The 18,233-nt window shown below is 71.4% G+C and carries 19 protein-coding genes and 1 tRNA gene; 9 read left to right on the forward strand and 11 right to left on the reverse strand.

The window, feature by feature from the left end; all coding sequences use genetic code 11:
* The 6 genes from BJP40_RS24880 to pknB all read left to right on the forward strand — a co-directional run.
* Nucleotides 1-401 (forward strand): FHA domain-containing protein (locus BJP40_RS24880; RefSeq protein ID WP_143066025.1); only part of this gene is annotated, 401 nt, incomplete at its 5' end.
* Nucleotides 402-411: 10 nt separating this feature from the next.
* On the forward strand, nt 412-903 hold the full coding sequence (locus BJP40_RS24885) for an FHA domain-containing protein (protein WP_071282520.1): 492 nt from the start codon (nt 412-414) through the stop codon (nt 901-903).
* A gap of 137 nt (nt 904-1,040) precedes the next feature.
* Nucleotides 1,041-2,573, forward strand: coding sequence for a Stp1/IreP family PP2C-type Ser/Thr phosphatase (locus BJP40_RS24890; protein WP_071282521.1), 1,533 nt, complete (start codon nt 1,041-1,043; stop codon nt 2,571-2,573).
* Nucleotides 2,574-2,601: 28 nt separating this feature from the next.
* Nucleotides 2,602-4,032: an FtsW/RodA/SpoVE family cell cycle protein gene (locus BJP40_RS24895; RefSeq protein ID WP_071282523.1), complete on the forward strand. Its 1,431-nt coding sequence runs from the start codon at nt 2,602-2,604 to the stop codon at nt 4,030-4,032.
* Nucleotides 4,029-5,486 (forward strand): penicillin-binding protein 2, encoded by a 1,458-nt coding sequence (locus tag BJP40_RS24900; protein ID WP_071282525.1) that lies wholly within the window; start codon nt 4,029-4,031, stop codon nt 5,484-5,486. Before BJP40_RS24895 ends, BJP40_RS24900 begins: the two co-directional genes overlap by 4 nt.
* A 166-nt stretch (nt 5,487-5,652) precedes the next feature.
* Nucleotides 5,653-7,707: a Stk1 family PASTA domain-containing Ser/Thr kinase gene (gene pknB / locus BJP40_RS24905; protein ID WP_071282526.1), complete on the forward strand. Its 2,055-nt coding sequence runs from the start codon at nt 5,653-5,655 to the stop codon at nt 7,705-7,707.
* A 402-nt stretch (nt 7,708-8,109) separates the two neighbouring features.
* Here pknB and BJP40_RS24910 read toward each other — a convergent pair whose 3' ends face one another.
* The 5 genes from BJP40_RS24910 to BJP40_RS24925 form a co-directional block, all read right to left on the reverse strand.
* On the reverse strand, nt 8,110-8,817 hold the full coding sequence (locus tag BJP40_RS24910) for a class E sortase (RefSeq protein ID WP_371258694.1): 708 nt from the start codon (nt 8,815-8,817) through the stop codon (nt 8,110-8,112).
* A 20-nt stretch (nt 8,818-8,837) separates the two neighbouring features.
* A complete protein-coding gene (locus BJP40_RS32290; protein WP_226962558.1) occupies nt 8,838-10,301 on the reverse strand; it encodes a class E sortase in 1,464 nt (487 codons plus the stop codon).
* Nucleotides 10,298-10,936 carry an aminodeoxychorismate/anthranilate synthase component II gene (locus BJP40_RS24920; RefSeq protein WP_071282528.1) on the reverse strand — a complete coding sequence of 213 codons (639 nt, stop codon included), beginning with the start codon at nt 10,934-10,936 and terminating at the stop codon, nt 10,298-10,300. Before BJP40_RS24920 ends, BJP40_RS32290 begins: the two co-directional genes overlap by 4 nt.
* On the reverse strand, nt 10,933-11,097 hold the full coding sequence (locus BJP40_RS33270) for a hypothetical protein (protein ID WP_107407975.1): 165 nt from the start codon (nt 11,095-11,097) through the stop codon (nt 10,933-10,935). The genes BJP40_RS24920 and BJP40_RS33270 overlap by 4 nt, the downstream gene beginning before the upstream one ends.
* A gap of 108 nt (nt 11,098-11,205) precedes the next feature.
* Complete coding sequence (locus BJP40_RS24925; protein WP_071282530.1) at nt 11,206-11,976, reverse strand: DUF881 domain-containing protein; 771 nt, start codon at nt 11,974-11,976, stop codon at nt 11,206-11,208.
* Between the two features lie 148 nt (nt 11,977-12,124).
* Between BJP40_RS24925 and crgA the strand changes: the two genes are divergently transcribed.
* Nucleotides 12,125-12,382, forward strand: a complete 258-nt coding sequence (gene crgA, locus BJP40_RS24930) for a cell division protein CrgA (RefSeq protein WP_071268636.1) — start codon at nt 12,125-12,127, stop codon at nt 12,380-12,382.
* A gap of 292 nt (nt 12,383-12,674) precedes the next feature.
* Here the strand turns inward: crgA and BJP40_RS24935 are convergent, their stop codons facing one another.
* Together BJP40_RS24935 and BJP40_RS24940 are read right to left on the reverse strand one after the other, a co-directional pair.
* Nucleotides 12,675-13,553, reverse strand: coding sequence for a rhomboid family intramembrane serine protease (locus BJP40_RS24935; RefSeq protein WP_071282532.1), 879 nt, complete (start codon nt 13,551-13,553; stop codon nt 12,675-12,677).
* A 97-nt stretch (nt 13,554-13,650) separates the two neighbouring features.
* Nucleotides 13,651-14,184, reverse strand: coding sequence for a peptidylprolyl isomerase (locus BJP40_RS24940; RefSeq protein ID WP_071268638.1), 534 nt, complete (start codon nt 14,182-14,184; stop codon nt 13,651-13,653).
* Between the two features lie 183 nt (nt 14,185-14,367).
* Between BJP40_RS24940 and BJP40_RS24945 the strand changes: the two genes are divergently transcribed.
* Nucleotides 14,368-15,057, forward strand: a complete 690-nt coding sequence (locus tag BJP40_RS24945) for a DUF5324 family protein (protein ID WP_071282534.1) — start codon at nt 14,368-14,370, stop codon at nt 15,055-15,057.
* 7 nt (nt 15,058-15,064) lie between these two features.
* Here BJP40_RS24945 and BJP40_RS24950 read toward each other — a convergent pair whose 3' ends face one another.
* The 4 genes from BJP40_RS24950 to BJP40_RS24965 form a co-directional block, all read right to left on the reverse strand.
* On the reverse strand, nt 15,065-15,565 hold the full coding sequence (locus tag BJP40_RS24950; RefSeq protein ID WP_143066026.1) for a DUF6344 domain-containing protein: 501 nt from the start codon (nt 15,563-15,565) through the stop codon (nt 15,065-15,067).
* 217 nt (nt 15,566-15,782) lie between these two features.
* Nucleotides 15,783-16,286: a hypothetical protein gene (locus BJP40_RS24955; protein ID WP_071282538.1), complete on the reverse strand. Its 504-nt coding sequence runs from the start codon at nt 16,284-16,286 to the stop codon at nt 15,783-15,785.
* Nucleotides 16,287-16,399: 113 nt separating this feature from the next.
* Nucleotides 16,400-16,816: a hypothetical protein gene (locus BJP40_RS24960; RefSeq protein ID WP_071282539.1), complete on the reverse strand. Its 417-nt coding sequence runs from the start codon at nt 16,814-16,816 to the stop codon at nt 16,400-16,402.
* 585 nt (nt 16,817-17,401) lie between these two features.
* Nucleotides 17,402-17,474: transfer RNA gene (locus BJP40_RS24965), tRNA-Ala, on the reverse strand.
* 152 nt (nt 17,475-17,626) lie between these two features.
* Here BJP40_RS24965 and BJP40_RS24970 point away from each other — a divergent pair.
* A complete protein-coding gene (locus BJP40_RS24970; RefSeq protein ID WP_071272933.1) occupies nt 17,627-18,178 on the forward strand; it encodes a DNA-binding protein in 552 nt (183 codons plus the stop codon).
* Nucleotides 18,179-18,233 lie beyond the last annotated feature (55 nt).

The raw sequence follows: 18,233 nt of genomic DNA on the forward strand, positions 1-18,233 counted from the left end.
CCGGCGCCCCGCCGATGCCCGCCGCACCGCCGCCCGGCTCCGCGGCAGGCGGCGGGCGTCCCGGAGCCGTCTCACCGCACCGGCCGCCGGGCGCCCCCGGCCACACCGCGGGCGCCGGCCAGGTACGGCGTTGGATCGAGATCAACGGCACCCGCCACCAGATCTCCCGCCCGACGCTGGTCCTGGGCCGCAGCACCGACGCCGACGTGCGGATCGACGATCCCGGCGTGTCCCGCAGGCACTGCGAGATCCGGACCGGAACGCCCTCGACGATCCAGGATCTCGGCTCCACCAACGGCATCGTGGTGGACGGGCAGCAGACCACCCGCGCTACGCTCCGCGACGGCTCGCGGATCATCGTGGGCAGCACCACCATCATTTTCCGGCAAGCCGAAGGGTGAAGCGGGGGCAATGTCAGAGCTGACCCTCACGGTCATGCGGTTGGGTTTCCTCGCCGTACTGTGGCTGTTCGTCATCGTGGCCGTCCAGGTCATCCGCAGCGACCTGTTCGGCACGCGGGTCACACAGCGCGGCGCGCGCCGCGAGAGCGCCCGCCCACAGGCGTCGGGCCGCCAGAGCGCGCCCCCGCAGCAGCGGCAGCGCCGCGGAGCCCCCACGAAGCTGGTCGTCTCCGAGGGCACGCTCACCGGCACCACGGTCGCCCTCCAGGGCCAGACGATCACTCTGGGCCGCGCGCACGACTCGACGATCGTGCTGGACGACGACTACGCCTCCAGCCGGCATGCCAGGATCTACCCCGACCGTGACGGCCAGTGGATCGTCGAGGACCTCGGGTCCACGAACGGCACGTACCTCGACCGGAGCCGACTCACCACGCCGACCCCCGTTCCGCTGGGCGCGCCGATCCGCATCGGCAAGACCGTCATCGAGCTGCGGAAGTAGTGCTACATCATGAAGAGGCGTGAGCGGAGCGAGCGAGCCGCAGCGGTCCGCGCGGACCGGGCAGGGCTCCCGACCGGAGGGTGGGCAGTGTGGCTCGACGAGACCGGCTGTACCCCGAGCCGACGGGTGAGGTGCGCATGAGTCTGTCACTGCGCTTCGCCGCCGGGTCGCACAAGGGCATGATCCGCGAGGGCAACGAGGACTCCGGTTACGCCGGACCGCGGCTCCTCGCGATCGCCGACGGCATGGGCGGCCAGGCCGCCGGCGAAGTCGCCTCCTCCGAGGTGATCTCCACCCTGGTCACGCTCGACGACGACATCCCCGGCTCGGACATCCTCACGTCGCTCGGTACGGCGGTGCAGCGGGCCAACGACCAGCTCCGGATGATGGTCGAGGAGGACCCGCAGCTGGAGGGCATGGGCACCACGCTGACGGCCCTCCTGTGGACCGGCCAGCGCCTCGGTCTCGTGCACGTCGGCGACTCCCGCGCGTATCTGCTGCGCGACGGCGTCCTCACGCAGATCACCCAGGACCACACCTGGGTGCAGCGGCTCGTCGACGAGGGGCGCATCACCGAGGAGGAGGCCACCACCCATCCTCAGCGCTCCCTCCTCATGCGCGCCCTGGGCAGCGGCGACCACGTCGAGCCCGACCTCTCCATCCGCGAGGTCCGTGCCGGCGACCGCTATCTCGTCTGTTCCGACGGCCTGTCCGGCGTCGTCTCCCACCAGACGCTGGAGGAGACCCTCGCCAGCTACCAGGGCCCGCAGGAAACCGTCCAGGAGCTCATCCAGCTGGCCCTGCGCGGCGGTGGGCCCGACAACATCACGGTGATCATCGCGGACGTCCTCGACGTCGACGGCGGCGACACCCTGGCCGGGCAGCTGCACGACGCACCGGTCGTGGTCGGCGCGGTCGCCGAGAACCAGCAGCAGCTGAACGACGGCGGCGCCATGCAGACCCCCGCGGGCCGCGCCTCCGGGCTCGGGCGCCCCGCCCCGCAGACCCCCGCCGGCGGCTTCGGCCCGCCCGGGAGCGGTCAGGACATCGACTACTCCGGCATGCCGCCGGAGGGCGGCCGGCGGGCGTACCGCGACGAGGATCTCGCCAAGCCGCGCCGCAAGGGCGGCTGGTTCAAAAGGATCTTCCTGATGGTGCTCGTGCTGGGCCTGCTCGGCGCGGGCGGGTACGCCGGCTGGCGCTGGACCCAGACCCAGTACTACGTCGGGGCGAACAACGGGCACGTCGCCCTCTACCGGGGCATCAGCCAGAAGCTGGCGTGGATCTCGCTGTCCGAGGTGGAGAAGGACCACCCCGACATCGAACTCAAGTACCTCCCGACCTACTACCAGCAGCAGGTCGAGGAGACGATCGCCGGCGGCAACCTCGCCAGGGCCGAGGCCAAGATCAGAGAGCTGGGCGTCCAGGCCAGCGCCTGCCGCAAGAGCGAGCAGGCCCGCGAGGCCGCAGAGCGGTCGGCAGCCTCCGCCCCCGCCGCCTCCGCGTCGCCGTCCCCCTCCACGTCCGCGTCCCCGGCCACGGGGGAGCAGCCCGACGGCACGTCCGACGCCAAGCCCGGCGCCGCCACCACGACCACGCCCACCCCCGCCCCGGGTCCCACCCTCACGGAGGAGGAGAAGCGGGCGGCCTCGAACTGCGGCAAGCAGTAAGCACCCGTAGGGGGGCCTTCTCACCACCATGAGCGTTGTCACCAACACGACCACCATCGGCGCGATCGACGCACCGAGCCGCCGCAACACCGAGTTGCTGCTGCTGGCGTTCGCCGTCGCCATCCCGGTCTTCGCGTACCTGAACGTCGGCCTCGCCATCGACGGCGAGGTCCCGACCGGCATGCTCGGATACGGTGTCGGCCTCGGCCTGCTCGCCGGCATCGCGCACCTGCTGGTGCGGAAGTTCGCCCGGTACGCGGACCCGCTGCTGCTGCCGCTCGCGACCCTGCTCAACGGGCTGGGCCTGGTGCTGATCTGGCGGCTGGACCAGTCGCCGCGGATCCAGAGCATGTACAAGACGTTCACCCCGGACGCGCCGAAGCAGCTCATGTACTCGGCGATCGGTGTGGCGTTCTTCCTGGTGGTGCTGCTGTTCCTCAAGGACCACAGGGTGCTCCAGCGCTACACGTACATCTCGATGATGGTGGCGATCGTCCTCCTGCTGCTGCCGCTGGTCCCCGGGCTGGGCACGGACAGCTTCGGCGCCAAGATCTGGATCAACATCGCCGGGTTCTCGGTCCAGCCCGGAGAGTTCGCCAAGATCGTGCTGGCGGTGTTCTTCTCCGGCTACCTGATGGTGAAGCGCGACGCGCTCGCCCTGGCAAGCCGCCGCTTCATGGGGCTGTACCTGCCTCGCGGCCGCGACCTCGGTCCGATCCTCACCATCTGGGCGCTCAGCCTGGTCATCCTGGTCTTCGAGAACGACCTCGGCACGTCACTGCTGTTCTTCGGCCTGTTCGTCATCATGCTGTACGTGGCGACCGAGCGGACCAGCTGGATCGTGATGGGTCTGCTGATGGCCGTGGGCGGCGCGGTCGCCGTCGGCTCGTTCGCCGGGCACGTGCAGTCCCGCGTGGCGGCGTGGCTCGACCCCTTCGAGTGCCTGGAGACGGCGCCCCCGAACACGAACATGGCCTGGGCCTGCGACCAGATGACGCAGGTGCACATGTCGTTCGGCGCGGGCGGCACCATCGGCACCGGCCTCGGCCAGGGCAACTCCGACCTGATCCGGTTCGCCGCCAACTCGGACTTCATCTTCGCCACCGTCGGGGAGGAGCTCGGTCTGGCCGGCGCCATGGCCTTCATCCTCCTGTACGGCCTGATCATCGAGCGGGGTCTGCGCACCGCGCTGGCGGCCCGCGACCCGTTCGGCAAGCTCCTGGCGTGCGGGCTGTCAGGCGCCTTCGCCCTCCAGGTCTTCGTGGTGGCCGGCGGTGTGATGGGCCTCATCCCGCTGACCGGTATGACCATGCCGTTCCTCGCGTACGGTGGCTCCTCCGTCATCGCGAACTGGGCGCTCATCGCGATCCTGCTGCGCATCAGCGACACCGCGCGCCGCCCGGCCCCGGCCCCCGCCCCGAACCCCGACGCCGAGAAGACCCAGGTGGTCCGACAGTGAACAAGCCCCTGCGCCACATCGCCATCTTCTGCGGCCTGCTGGTGCTCGCGCTGCTGCTGCGGGACAACTGGCTCCAGTTCGTCCGCAGCGACGAGCTGAACTCGCACCCGAAGAACCAGCGGACCGCCATCGAGCGGTACAGCTACCCGCGCGGCGACATCATCGTCGGCGACAAGCCGATCACCGGCTCCGCCGAGAGCGACGACTCGATGTTCAAGTACCGGCGCACCTACGTCGACGGCCCCCTGTGGGCGCCGGTCACCGGTTACGCGTCGTCGGTCTTCGGCTCCGACAAGCTGGAGAAGATCTACGACCCGATCCTCACCGGCAACGACGACCGGCTGTTCTTCGACCGCACCCTCAGCATGTTCACCGGCGAGACGAAGAAGGGCGGCAACGTCGTCACCACGCTCAACGCCGCCGCGCAGAAGGCCGCGTTCGAGGGGCTCGGCGACAAGAAGGGCGCGGTCGCCGCCATCGACCCGCAGACCGGGAAGATCCTGGCGCTGGCCTCCACGCCCTCGTACGACCCGGGCAGCATCGCGGGGCGTTCGAACGCCGACGGCAAGGCGTGGAACGCGATCCAGGACGACCCCGACAAGCCCTTCCAGAACCGGCCGCTGCGCGAGATCTACCCGCCGGGGTCCACGTTCAAGGTGGTCACGGCGGCCGCGGCGATAGAGGCGGGCATCGTCAAGGACATCAACGCGCCGACGGACACCCCCGAGCCGTACATCATCCCGCTGTCCCGGACGCCCATGAAGAACCACGCCCAGGGCTGCGAGAACGCCACCCTGCAGTATGCGATGCAGTGGTCCTGCAACTCCGTCTTCGCGAAGCTCGGTGACGAGGTCGGCCGCGACAAGATGGTCGAGATGTCCGAGAAGTTCGGTTTCAACTCGGAGCTCTTCACCCCGGTCCGCGCCGTCGCCTCGGTGTACGACAAGAACATGGACCGCGGCGGCAACGCCCAGTCCGCGATCGGCCAGTTCAACACCGCGACCACGCCGCTCCAGATGGCCATGGTCACCGCGGCCATCGCCAACGACGGCAAGCTGATGAAGCCGTACATGGTCGACTCGATCATGGCGCCGAACCTCGATCCGATCGAGAAGTTCGAGCCCGAGGAGATGAGCCGGCCGATGTCCGCGGAGACCGCGCAGCTCGTCCAGAAGATGATGGAAGTCACGGTCGAGCAGGGCACGGGCCAGAAGGCCCGCATCTCCGGCGTCCAGGTCGGCGGCAAGACGGGCACCGCCCAGCACGGCGAGAAGAACAAGGCGCGGCCCTACGCCTGGTTCATCTCCTACGCCAAGACCGACAGCGGCTCCCCCGTCGCCGTCGCCGTCATCGTCGAGGACTCCGACGCCACCCGCGACGACATCAGCGGCGGCGGCCTCGCCGCGCCGATCGCCCGCGATGTGATGAAGGCGGTCCTCGACAGCCGGAGGTGACGCGTGTGGCCTGTGTGATGTGCGCGGTGCCTGTGTACCGGTCCCGTATCAGCTTCCGGTCACGGCCTGATCGGCTTGCCGTGCCCGGTAGCCTTTGCCCGAACAGCACACCGCCGGACCACACAGACGGGTGCGGTCGGGACTGACGGAGAGGGCTGGAACAGTTATGGAAGAGCCGCGTCGCCTCGGCGGCCGGTACGAGCTGGGCTCGGTGCTCGGCCGTGGTGGCATGGCCGAGGTCTACCTCGCCCACGACACCAGGCTCGGCCGCACCGTCGCCGTGAAGACGCTGCGGGCGGACCTGGCCCGTGACCCGTCCTTCCAGGCCCGGTTCCGCCGTGAGGCCCAGTCCGCCGCCTCGCTCAACCACCCCGCGATCGTCGCCGTCTACGACACCGGCGAGGACTACGTCGACGGGGTCTCCATCCCGTGCATCGTGATGGAGTACGTCGACGGCTCCACCCTCCGCGAGCTGCTGCACTCCGGGCGCAAGCTGCTGCCCGAGCGCACGCTGGAGATGACCGTCGGCATCCTCCAGGCACTGGAGTACTCGCACCGCGCCGGCATCGTCCACCGCGACATCAAGCCGGCGAACGTCATGCTGACCCGCACCGGCCAGGTCAAGGTCATGGACTTCGGCATCGCCCGCGCCATGGGCGACGCCGGCATGACCATGACGCAGACCGCGGCCGTCATCGGCACCGCCCAGTACCTCTCCCCCGAGCAGGCGAAGGGCGAGACCGTCGACGCCCGCTCCGACCTGTACTCCACCGGCTGCCTGCTGTACGAGCTGCTGACCGTCCGGCCTCCGTTCATCGGCGACTCGCCGGTGGCCGTCGCCTACCAGCACGTGCGGGAGGAACCGCAGGCGCCCAGCGTCTTCGACCCCGAGATCACGCCCGAGATGGACGCGATCGTGTTGAAGGCCCTGGTCAAGGACCCGGACTACCGCTACCAGTCGGCCGACGAGATGCGCGCCGACATCGAGGCGTGCCTGGAGGGCCGCCAGCCGGTGGCCGCGACAGCGGCGATGGGCGCCATGGGCGCGCCCGGCGGCTACGGCTACCCGCACCCCGACGCGCCGACCACCGCGATGCACCCCGCGGACCCGGCAGGGCAGACCTCGATGCTGCCGCCGATGAACCCGGACGACGGCGGCTACGGCTACGACGACCGGGGCGCCGGGCGGCGCCGCCAGCCCCAGAAGAAGTCCAACGTCTCCACCGCGCTGCTGGCCCTCGCGGGCGTCCTCGTCCTCGTCGGCGCGGTCCTCATCGGCCGCGCGATCTTCGACACCGAGGACGGCCCGCGCGAGGTCATCGTCCCCAACCTGGTCGGGCAGACCCTGGAGGAGGCCGGGAAGTCCGCGGTCAACGCCACCGTCAAGGTGAAGCAGGGGGGCACCGAGCGCTGCGACCAGCCCAAGGACGCCATCTGCCGCCAGCAGCCGGAGGCCGACGGCAAGATCGCGGAGAACGGCGAGATCACGGTCTGGCTCTCCGAGGGCGCCCCGCTGGTCAAGATCCCCAGCGTGCTCCAGCAGAGCGAGGAGCTGGCGACCAGCAACCTCAAGAACGAGGGCTTCAAGGTCACGGTCGAGACCGAGGAGTCCGACAAGGCCGAGGGCACGGTCATCCGCCAGAAGCCCGAGGGCCTCACCGAGGCCGAGAAGGGCAGCGAGGTCACGATCACCATCGCCACCCAGGCGAAGGTGGACGTGCCCCGCGTGATCGGTAAGCCGTACGAGTCGGCCAAGGCGCAGCTGGAGGGCCTGGAGTTCCGCGTCCTGCGCGAGGAGGTCGACTCGGACAAGCCGGCGGGCGAAGTCGTCGACCAGTCGCCGGGCGAGGGCCAGCAGGCCCCCAAGGGCTCCGCGATCACGCTGAAGGTCTCCAAGGGCCCGCAGCAGCAGAAGGTCCCCGCACCGACCCTGACCGGGAAGCCGCTGGCCCAGGCACAGCAGGAGGCAGCGGCGCAGGGCTTCCAGCTGGCGGTCGTCGACGGTCCGAACGACGGGACGGCCTTCGTGGTCGCCCAGGACCCCAAGCCCGGCAAGCAGGTCGACCCCAACTCGACGATCAACGTCAAGACCCGGGCCTTCGGCGGCGGCAACCCCGGTGGTGGCGGCGACAACGACACCGGGGACAACGGCAACGACGACCAGGGCGGCTGGTTCGGCTTCGGTGAGCAGGGCGCGGTGCTTCCGGCCGAGCCGGAGTGACACAGCGGCTCGCCACGGCATGAGGGAGGCCCGGAACCCGCAGGGGTTCCGGGCCTCCCTCATGGGGCACCGAGCCGCACTGACCGGGCCCGCCCGGGCGGCGGGCCGCCCGGCTCCGGTCCTCTTCCCGGGGGCCCTTGGCAGGCCCAGGCCCCCGCCCCCCTGGGATCCCCGTCTCCGGAGCGGCTCCGGGCGTCGTCGCCCACCTGACGCGGGGAGCCGGCACGCCGCCGGCTCCCCGCGTCCCGGTCCCGGAACACCTGCGTCCGTGGTGGCCCGGCCCGAGACCCGGGATCCGTCCGTGTCACTCCCGCCTGAGGCAGCCCGGCCGTCACAACGCCTTCCCGCGCGGGCGCCCCAGCGGCGGCAGGGGGCCGTGGGCAGCCTCCGGGGCGGCCTCGCCTACCGCAGCTCCGCCGGCCTCGTCCGGTCCTTGTCGACCTTCTCGGTGCGCTCCAGCTCACCCCACACGATGTAGCGGTGCTCGGACGTGAGGACGGGGGTGCAGGTCGTCAGCGTGATGTAGCGGCCCGGCTTGGTCTTCCCCGACTGCCTCGGGATCGGCTCCAGCACCTCGACGTTGTACTTCGAGGTCTCCGGGAGCGTCTTGTAGACCTTGTAGACGTACCAGGTGTCCTTGGTCTCGAAGACGATCGAGTCGCCGAACTTCAGCTTGTCGATGTTGTGGAACTTCGCCCCGTGGCCGTCCCGGTGGGCGGCCAGCGTGAAGTTGCCCTGCGCGTCCTGGGGCAGCGCCGACTTGATCGGGTCGGTGTAGTAGCCGGCGACACCGTTGTTGAGGACGTCCTCGCCGGTGCCCTTCTTGACCAGCACCTCGCCGTTGTCCATCGCCGGGACGTGCAGGAACCCGATGCCGTCCTTGGTGTCCAGCGCGCCGGGGCCCGTGTCGGCCGCCGACCAGAGCTCCCGTACCGCGTCGCTCTGCCGGCCGGCTTCGCGGTCGGCGAGGACGTTCGTCCACCACAGCGAGTAGACGACGAACAGGCCCATCAGCACGCCTGCGGTGATCAGCAGTTCGCCGAAGACGCTGATGGCGGCGGCGATCCGGCCGCGCACACGTGCTGCCACTACTTCTTCCCGTCTTGAGATGTCGCCGGGCCCCGTCTCCGTCAGCCGGTGAGGGCCTTCGGTTCGCCCTCTGCCCGGGGCCGTTCCTCGACCATCTTGCCCCACACGATCATGCGGTACGTACTGGTGAACTCCGGGGTGCAGGTGGTCAGCGTGATGTACCGGCCGGGCTCCTTGAAGCCGGATCCGTCGGGGATCGGCTTCAGCACCGAGATGTTCGAGGGCGGGGTCTGCGGCAGGATGCTGGCCATCTCGTAGACGTAGTACGTGTCCCGGGTCTCCACGACGATGGGGTCGCCGGGCTTGAGCTGGTTGATGTAGCGGAACGGCTCACCGTGGGTGTTGCGGTGCCCGGCGACCGCGAAGTTGCCTTCCTTGTCGGCGGGCATGGCGGTCTTCAGGGCGCCTTCGGCGTAGTGGCCGACCAGGCCCTTTTCGAGCACCTTCTCCTTGTCGATGCCCTCGGCGCCCGGAACCGCCACGTCCAGCTTGGGGATGTGCAGGATCGCGAAGCCCTCTCCTGCCTCGAAGGCCTTGGGCGCGTCACTGCCCCCCTTCGCCCAGTCCTCCGTGATCCGGCTCTTCGCCTCGTCGACCTCCATGCCGGCCTGCACGTTCGTCCACACCAGCTGGTAGACGACGAACAGCAGCATGAGCACGCCGAAGGTGATGAAGATCTCCCCGACGGCCCGGCTGGCGATGACGGCGAAGCTCTCCTTCGCGGCCCGTGCGGCCCTGCGCGCCTCCATCCGCGTCATGGGGGCGCCTGCGGCCGTGGATGAGGCCGCGGTGGGAGGAGGCGGGGTGGCGGGGCCGGCTGCGCCCCGACGGCGTCCCCGTCCCTTGGCGGCCCGACGCCGCTCGGCCCGGCCCCCGACGGGCACGGCACCGATGCCCCCGCCCGCGGGGCCGCCGGCGGCTTCGCTGTCCGCTGTGTGCGGCTCCTCCACGACCGGGATGGCGACGGTGTCGCCATGACCGCGGGGCGCGGTGGCGGCGTCGCGGTCGCGGCTCTGAGTGGTGCCGCCGTGGTCCGTTGCCGGGCCACCGTGGTCGGGGGGCGTCTCGGGGGCGTAGGCGGCGGGGGTCCCGTACGCGTCCTGGGTGGCCGCCGTGTGCGGGTCGGAGCCGGGTGGGGCGTACGGGTCGCCCGGGATGCCCGCGGCGGGGGCGGTCGGGTGGGGCACGTACGGCGCCTGCGGTGCGTAGGCGGCCGGTCCGGGCGCGTACGGCTGGTGCTGCGGCTGTTCACCGTATGCGTCGGGCTGCGACCGGCCCTCGGGGTACGGCCCGTACGACGCCGCGTCCGGGGAGGTCCCGTACGACGCGTACGGCTGGTGGGGCTGCTGCGGCACCTGGTGGCCGGCGTGCCCGCCGGCGCCCTCGTACGGCTCCCGGGGCGGCTCCGGGAGGTTCGGCGTCCGGAACCAGGGAGAGCCGTGCTGCCCGCCTTCCTGCCCGCCCCGGTCCCCCGCCGGATCGTGCTCCGGGCGCGCGGTGGTCACGCGGCGGCCTTGCCCACCACCGGAGCCAGGCCGGCGGAGCGGCCGACCGCCCCGGTGTCGCCGCAACGCTCCAGCCAGTTGGCGAGCATCAGGTGCCCGTGCTCGGTGAGGACCGACTCCGGGTGGAACTGCACGCCCTCCACGGCGTGTTCGCGGTGCCGCAGTCCCATGATGATGCCGTCCTCGGTGCGCGCGGTGACCTCGAGGACGTCGGGCAGCGCCTCCGGTTCGGCGGCGAGGGAGTGGTACCGGGTCGCGGTGAACGGGGACGGGAGTCCGGCGAAGACCCCTCCGCCCTCGTGGAGCACCAGCGAGGTCTTGCCGTGCAGCAGCTCCGGGGCGCGGTCGACGACACCGCCGTACGCGACGGCCATCGACTGCATGCCCAGGCAGACGCCGAAGACCGGGACGCCCGTGGCGGCGCAGTGCCGCACCATCTCGACGCACACCCCGGCCTGTTCGGGCGAGCCGGGCCCGGGGGAGAGCAGGACGCCGTCGAAGCCGTCCTGTACGTGCCCCGGCTCCACCTCGTCGTTCCGGCGGACCTCGCATTCGGCGCCGAGCTGGTAGAGGTACTGGACCAGGTTGAAGACGAAGCTGTCGTAGTTGTCGACGACGAGGATGCGCGCGCTCACTGCTGACCGTCCACCGTCACATCGTTGAACGGAAGCAGAGGCTCCGCCCAGGGGAACACGTACTGGAAGAGCAGGTAGACGACCCCGAGGGCGAGCAGGAGCGAGAGGGCGCCGCGCACCCATGCGTTGCCCGGGAGATGCCGCCAGATCCAGCCGTACATGACGTCTGCTGTCCCTTCCGTTCGATACCGCACCAGAGTACGGCCCGTTCCCCTCCTCTTGGGGAACCTGTGGAAAGCCTGTGACCTACGCCGCCGGGTCCCGGGCGGTCACGGGGCGGCGGGGCTGGCGTAGTGCAGGTCGAGCGTGCCCGAGTAGCCGGGCAGCGTCGTGGCACCGCGCTCGTCGACCTTCCAGCCGAGGCCGTACGCCTTCACGTACAGCAGGTAGTTCTGGATCGCGGGGGACGCGTCGAGCGCCTTGCGCAGGGCCCGGACGTCGCCGACGGCGGTGACCTTGTAGGGCGGCGAGTAGACCCGGCCCTGGAGGAGCAGGGTGTTGCCGACGCACCGCACCGCGCTGGTGGAGATCAGCCGCTGGTCCATGACCTGGATGCCCTCGGCTCCGCCCGCCCACAGCGCGTTCACCACGGCTTGGAGGTCCTGCTGGTGGATGACGAGGTCGTCGGCGCGGGGCTCCGGGTAGCCGGGAGCGGCGCGGGCGTCCGGCGGGGCGTCGTTGAGCGTGATCGTGAGGGCCCGGCCCGACACCTCGGTGGTGCCGGCGGCCTTCTCCAGGGCGCCGAGCCGTGCGGCGTCGTCCTGGCTCGCCCCGGCGTCCCGGCGGGCGAGGGCACCGACCTCGGAGCGGACGGCCGCGGTGGACTCCTCCAGCTCGGCGTTCCTGTCGTTGCGCTCGCGTACCAGGTCGGAGAGGCGCAGCAGGGAGTCGTCCGTGCGGATGTTGGTGCCCTTGGCGGTGTTGAAGCTGGTGACGAAGAGCAGGCCCGCAAGGGCGAAGACGGCAGCGGTGAGCAGCCGGACCGGCCGCCATCGTCCGCGCCGGGCCGGCTCTCGGGGAGAGTCGGCGGAATTGCTCAACGTACCCTTATCTCCTTAGGCGTCGCAGAAGCACTACGCTAACGGACGCCCGGGCGGGACGACGGTGCCCCCTCGCTCCGCGCCCCGGTACCAGCCAGCAGCCAACGTTCCTGCGCGGTCACGCAGCGCATCGACAGGAGAGTCCCTCGTGCCGAAGTCACGGATCCGCAAGAAGGCCGACTACACGCCGCCGCCCGCCGCCAAGCAGGCGACCGCGATCAAGCTGACGAACCGCAGCTGGGTCGCCCCCGTGATGCTGGCGCTCTTCGCGATCGGGCTGGCCTGGATCGTCGTCTTCTACGTCACCGACGGCACCCTGCCGGTCGAGTCGCTCGGCAACTGGAACATCGTGGTGGGCTTCGGCTTCATCGCCGGCGGCTTCGCCGTCTCCACCCAGTGGAAGTGACCCACCCGGCCGCGTAGCGGGTGGAGGGTTGCCGAGTCAAGCCCTCCCCCGGGTTATCCACAGCGTTGTACACAGCCGTGGAAAAGGTCAGACGATCTGTGGATAACTCCCATGAGGTTGACGCCGATGTGACCGCGGCGGGGCCCACAGGGGCTCCGCCGGTCACATCTCTCACCGTCCGCAGAGTGCAACGCCGCAGGTCAGCGGCTAGGGGCAGCGCCCTCCCGGACAGAACGCGGCCGAATTGTCACCTACTGTGGACAAGTTCGTTCACGTTGGGGATAGCGGACGCTCAGGTGAGCGAGGCAGTCCGCAGAACGACGATCACGGCCGACGCCAGCAGCACCAGCGCACAGACGCCGGCCTGCACGGCGGAACGCCCCCTGCGGGGCGCACGCACCATGCCGAAGGCGACGACCGCACCGGCGACCAGCCCGCCGAGGTGGGCCTCCCAGGCGATCGAGTCGCGGAAGACGATGGTCACCAGCACGTTCAGACCGATCAGCGCCAGAACCGGCCGCAGGTCGTGGTTCAGCCGGCGCATCACCACGAACGTCGCGCCCATCAGTCCGAAGCCTGCGCCCGAGGCACCCAGCGCGCCCGCGTTCGGTGCGGCCAGCAGGTACGTGAGCGCACTGCCCGCGAGGCCGGACAGCAGGTAGAGCGCCAGATAGCGGACCCGGCCGAAGGCGGCCTCCAGCGGGCCGCCCAGCACCCACACGAGCAGCATGTTCAGGCCGATGTGCCAGGGCGCCTCGTGCAGGAACATCGACGTCACCAGGCGGTACCACTCGCCGTCGGCGACCCCGACCACCCGGCCGAGAGCCGGGTCGAAGGCGTAGCCGACCAGTGTCAGCTCGTCCACGAGCCCGTCGACGACCCAGCCGGCGAGGAATACCAGCAGGTTGATCCCGATGAGGACCTTGGTGACCAGATGCGGGTCCCCGGCCGTGACGGCGCCGCCCACGAGGTTCCTCGGACGGCTCGCGTCCCGCGCGCGCCCCGTCCCGGAGCCCCCGCGCACGCACTCCGGGCACTGGAACCCCACCGACGCCTCGACCATGCAGTCCGGGCAGATGGGCCGCTCGCACCGGGTGCAGCGGATGCCGGTCTCCACCCCGGGGTGGCGGTAGCAACTGGACAACCCGTTCGGCGCCTGGTCCTGCTCCATGGGGATCCCCTCGTCGTGGTACGTGCCAACGCCCCGCCCTTCCTTACGGACGGGCGGGGCGAAAAGGTTCCCGCGGGGAAACCCGGCTCCTGCGGGCTCAGCCCTGGCGGGACTCGACCACCACGGACTCGATGACCACGTCCTGCACCGGACGGTCGGTGCGCGGGTTGGTCTGGGCGGTCGCGATGGCGTCCACGACCTTCTTGCCCGCCTCCGTGGTGACCTCACCGAAGATGGTGTGCTTGCCGGTGAGCCAGGTCGTCGGCGCGACGGTGATGAAGAACTGCGAGCCGTTGGTGCCCGGACCGGCGTTGGCCATGGCCAGCAGGTACGGCTTCGTGAAGGCGAGGTCCGGGTGGAACTCGTCCTTGAACTCGTACCCCGGGCCGCCCGTGCCGTTGCCCAGGGGGTCACCGCCCTGGATCATGAAGCCGCTGATGACACGGTGGAAGACCGTGCCGTCGTACAGCGGGTCCGTGGTGCGCTGGCCCGTCGCCGGGTTCGTCCACTCGCGCTCGCCCTTGGCGAGCTCCACGAAGTTCTTGACCGTCGTCGGCGCGTGGTCCGGGAAGAGCCGGATCTCGATGTCGCCGTGGTTGGTCTTCAGGGTGGCGTAAAGCTGCTCGGCCACGGTGTGCCTTCCTTGGGTCTTGTCTGTCGTACCGATCCTCGCACGTCCGGTGGGGCCGTTGCCCCGGATGCCCGCCCCGCATGCCGACCTCCGGACCGGGAGGCATGATTTCGAAAAGGGTGGATAGGCGAAGAATCGCCCGACCTCGCCACCGAGGAGCCCGCCACTGAAGAGGAGGATCCCGTGACCCGTATGGACGGCGTGCGCGCCGCGACCGGTACGGCGAAGGACAGCGTGCTGCACGCCGCGGACGTGGTGGCGCCCTACGCCGGCGCGGCCAGGGAGCAGGCCGCGCTGTACGCGCACGAGGCACGCGTCAAGATGGCGCCCAAGGTCTCGAAGGCCGCCCACCAGGCCGGTCGGCAGGCCCGCGCCCAGTACGCGGTCCTCGTCGCACCGCACGTACCCCCGAAACTCGACGATGCCGCACACCGCGCCGTACACCAGACCCGCCTGGCCGCCCGCCATGCCGCGGAGTACGCCGCCCCGCGGGTGGAGCATGCGGTGGCCGCCGCCGGGCCGCTGCGTGACGAGGCCGTGGCCCGCTCCGCCGCCGCCCTCGCCGCGCTGCGCGGACAGGTGACGGCGAAGGAACTCAAGAAGCTCGTCAGGAAGCACGAGCGCCGCGCGAAGGCCCGGCGCACCGCGAAGGGCGTCGCCGTGGCGGGGCTGGTCCTCGGCGGAGCCGTGGCCGCCTGGAAGTGGTGGGAGCGGCAGTCCGCCCCCGACTGGCTGGTCGAGCCCCCGGAGCCGACGGAGGTGGCCGAGCGCTCCCCGCTCGCGTCCGTCGACGGGAGCGGCCCGTCCTCGCCGGGTCGGGAAGCCGAGCCGGGAGCCGCCGAGAACGGCGACGACAGCGACCGCCGCAGCTGACGGCCCGCTACAGCGCCGCCGCGCCACCGGACAAGGGCGCGGCGGCCGCGCCGGCGGAAGCGGGGACTCCCCGTGTGCCGCAGGCCGACGCGGACGAGCCGGCGACACCGTGGGCGCCCGCGGGCGCGGCCGGAGCCCCGGCGCACGCCGTGAGGGGAGCAGAGGCCGCGAGCTCGGCCACCGGCCGCCGTACCGCCGGGGAGGCCCCGTGCGCCTCGGCGCGAATGCGCTGCTTCATCGTGGGCGGCAGCGCCCGGGCCCGTACGGCGCCGAGTCCCCGGCCCGCCGCACCGCCCGCCTCCACCGCGCGCTGGGCGGGAACGGCCGGACGCACCGGCGCGGCCGCCCCGGTCCGACCGTCCGCCGCGAGGGAGGGCCGCAGCCCGAACAGGGCGAGGAGCACCCGCAGGAGAGAGACGATTGCGGTGCGGAACTGCTTGACCATGACGGCGGCCATGACTCCTCGCTTTCCCATCACGTCGGACACATCGGATTGGGCGATCTGCATACCTTCCTCATGATGTGTCCGCACGTCGAGAACAGGAGCAGCACCGCCGTCAGCACGCAGATCTTCAGATGAACACCACCCGTTCGGCCCCTCCGCCGCCGCAGCGGCCGCTCCGCACGGCACGGCGGCCTCCTGACGCCCCTTCAACAGAAAGGGCGTCAGGGCAACGTGCCACGGGCGTACAGGCCCGGCGCCGGACCCGTCGGCCGCGCCCGCCTCACCGGCCGGCCCAGCGCTCCAGCAGTTCCTCCAGCAGCGCCTCCCGCTCCGCGGGCCGCAGCGCGACGGGGCAGTCGGAGGCACGCCACCAGCCGGTCAGCAGGGACGGGCGCGCCGCCCCGGAAGTGAAGCGGTCCAGCAGCCGGTGCGACAGCGCCACCTCCCGTTCGCTGTACGCCGGCCACGCGGCCGAGGGCACCTCGTACGCGCCCTCCCCTTCTGCCAGCGTGACCCGAACCGTCATCAGCGGCGGCTCCTCGGGGCCGCCGAAGCCCGCCGCTGTCGTCGCGAAGCTCAGCGCCGTACTCAGGCCCCGCCGGAAGGCCGACCTGACGGGAGCGTCGACGACGGTCACCCGCTCCACCTGCTCCCAGGCCCAGGAACCGGTCTCCGTGCCGAAGACCTCCAGCCCCGCGTCCGTCAGCCGGATGCCGGTGCCGTCCCTGAGCGGCGGGGCACCGAGCAGGCACCCCTTCCCGTCGACCCAGAAGAGACCGGCCATCGCCCCTTCTCCCGCGGGCACCGCGGGCTCTCCGGGGTCCGGGACGGCCTGCCTTTCCACTGCTCCCACTGATCGCATCCATCCTCTCGGCGTCACCTGTCAGTGCCCAGTGTTCACCGGCCGCCCTGGCTCTGCGTCTCCTCCGGCCACCCCTGCGCGCGCAGCACGGCCGCCACGTCGGGGGCCCGGTACGAGTCGCCCTTGAGGACCTTGCCGTCGGACCGCAGGGACGGCCGGCCGTCGGGGCCGAGCTTCGACATGTTCGCCCGGTGCACCTCTTCGAGGACGGCATCGAGGTCGATCCCGTGGACGAGTGCCGTGCCGTACGCCACGTACACCACGTCGGCGAGCTCGTGGGCGAACTCCACGAGCCCGCCCGCGGCAGCGGCCTCGCCCAGCTCGGACACCTCCTCCTCCAGCAGGTCCTGGCGGTGCCGCGCCACCTCGGGCGGCACCTCGGCGGGACGGGTGCGGGCAGCGAGCCCGAACGCCTCGTGGAACTCCCGCACCAGCTCGGACACGGACCGCATGAAACCCCCACGGAGAAGAAGACGCACAGGGACGGAACGAAGAACAGGGACAACGACACCGCATCACGGCTCGCCATGACAAAGGAGTTCTGCGTCGCTGCCCGCCCGGCCGGCCCCGCACCGCCTTGAGCGAATCGCGTTCGCGACACCGGCCGGCTGCCGGGCAGCCCCCGCCGGGCCCCGGACCGACTGCCACGACCCACCGCACCACGTCCCTGGGGGCGCGCCGCCCCGGAACGCGGCCCCGACGGTCCGGGCCCCGCGGACCACCACGCCCCGACGGTCCGGACCCCTGCCGTCCGGACACGTGCGGTCCGCAGCCCTGCCGCCCTGAGCCCCGGAGCCCTGCCGCCTCAGGCCCCGCCGTCCGGCAGCCCACCGTCCGGAGCCCAGGCCCGCCGTCACGGCGAGCAGCTCGTCCCGTGCGGCCGTACCCGTCCCGCGTCCCCGGGACCCCGCGGGCCACGGCCCCCACCCCGGGCAGAGCTCCTGACGCCGCCGTGGGCGGGCCCGCCGGCCGTCCGCCCCGCACGTAAGAGAACCCCGCCTGACCACGTACGTACAGGTCAGGCGGGGTTCCCGTTGTGGAGCCTAGGGGAGTCGAACCCCTGACATCTGCCATGCAAAGACAGCGCTCTACCAACTGAGCTAAGGCCCCGCGCCACCCGTCCACGGGTGGTCGCGAACCAGAATACCGGGTGTTCCGGGGTCTCCCGCAAAAGGTGGAGGGACTCCCCCTGCGCGACCACGCTCCGTAAGATGCTCCGCGAGGTTCGCAGCAGCGAACCGCCGCGCGATGGGGAGACGCACATGGACGCAGCAGCACAGCAGGATGCCACCGCGAGAGCCAGAGAGCTCCAGCGCAGCTGGTACGGAGAGCCGTTGGGGGCGCTCTTCCGACGGCTCATCGACGACCTCGGCCTCAACCAGGCGCGGCTCGCGGCCGTGCTGGGGCTGTCGGCCCCGATGCTCTCGCAGCTGATGAGCGGCCAGCGCGCGAAGATCGGCAACCCGGCCGTCGTCCAGCGCGTCCAGGCGCTCCAGGAACTCGCGAGCCAGGTCGCCGACGGCAGTGTCAGCGCGGTGGAGGCCACCGAGCGCATGGACGAGATCAAGAAGTCGCAGGGCGGCTCCGTCCTCACCGCCTCCAGCCAGACCAACAACAGCACGGGGGCGCCCACCGTGCGCCGCGTCGTCCGCGAGATCCAGTCCCTCCTCCGATCGGTCGCCGCGGCCGGGGACATCATCGACGCCGCCGACACGCTCGCCCGCACGCACCCCGAACTGGCAGAGTTCCTCAAGGTGTACGGGGCCGGGCGCACCGCCGACGCGGTCGCCCACTACGAGTCCCACCAGGGCTGACCGCGGATCGGTCGGCACGGACGAGCACGCGGAGAGCGGGAGCGGGCGCAGCGCG

The sequence above is a fragment of the Streptomyces sp. CC53 genome (genome assembly GCF_001865245.1).
Classification (GTDB): domain Bacteria; phylum Actinomycetota; class Actinomycetes; order Streptomycetales; family Streptomycetaceae; genus Streptomyces.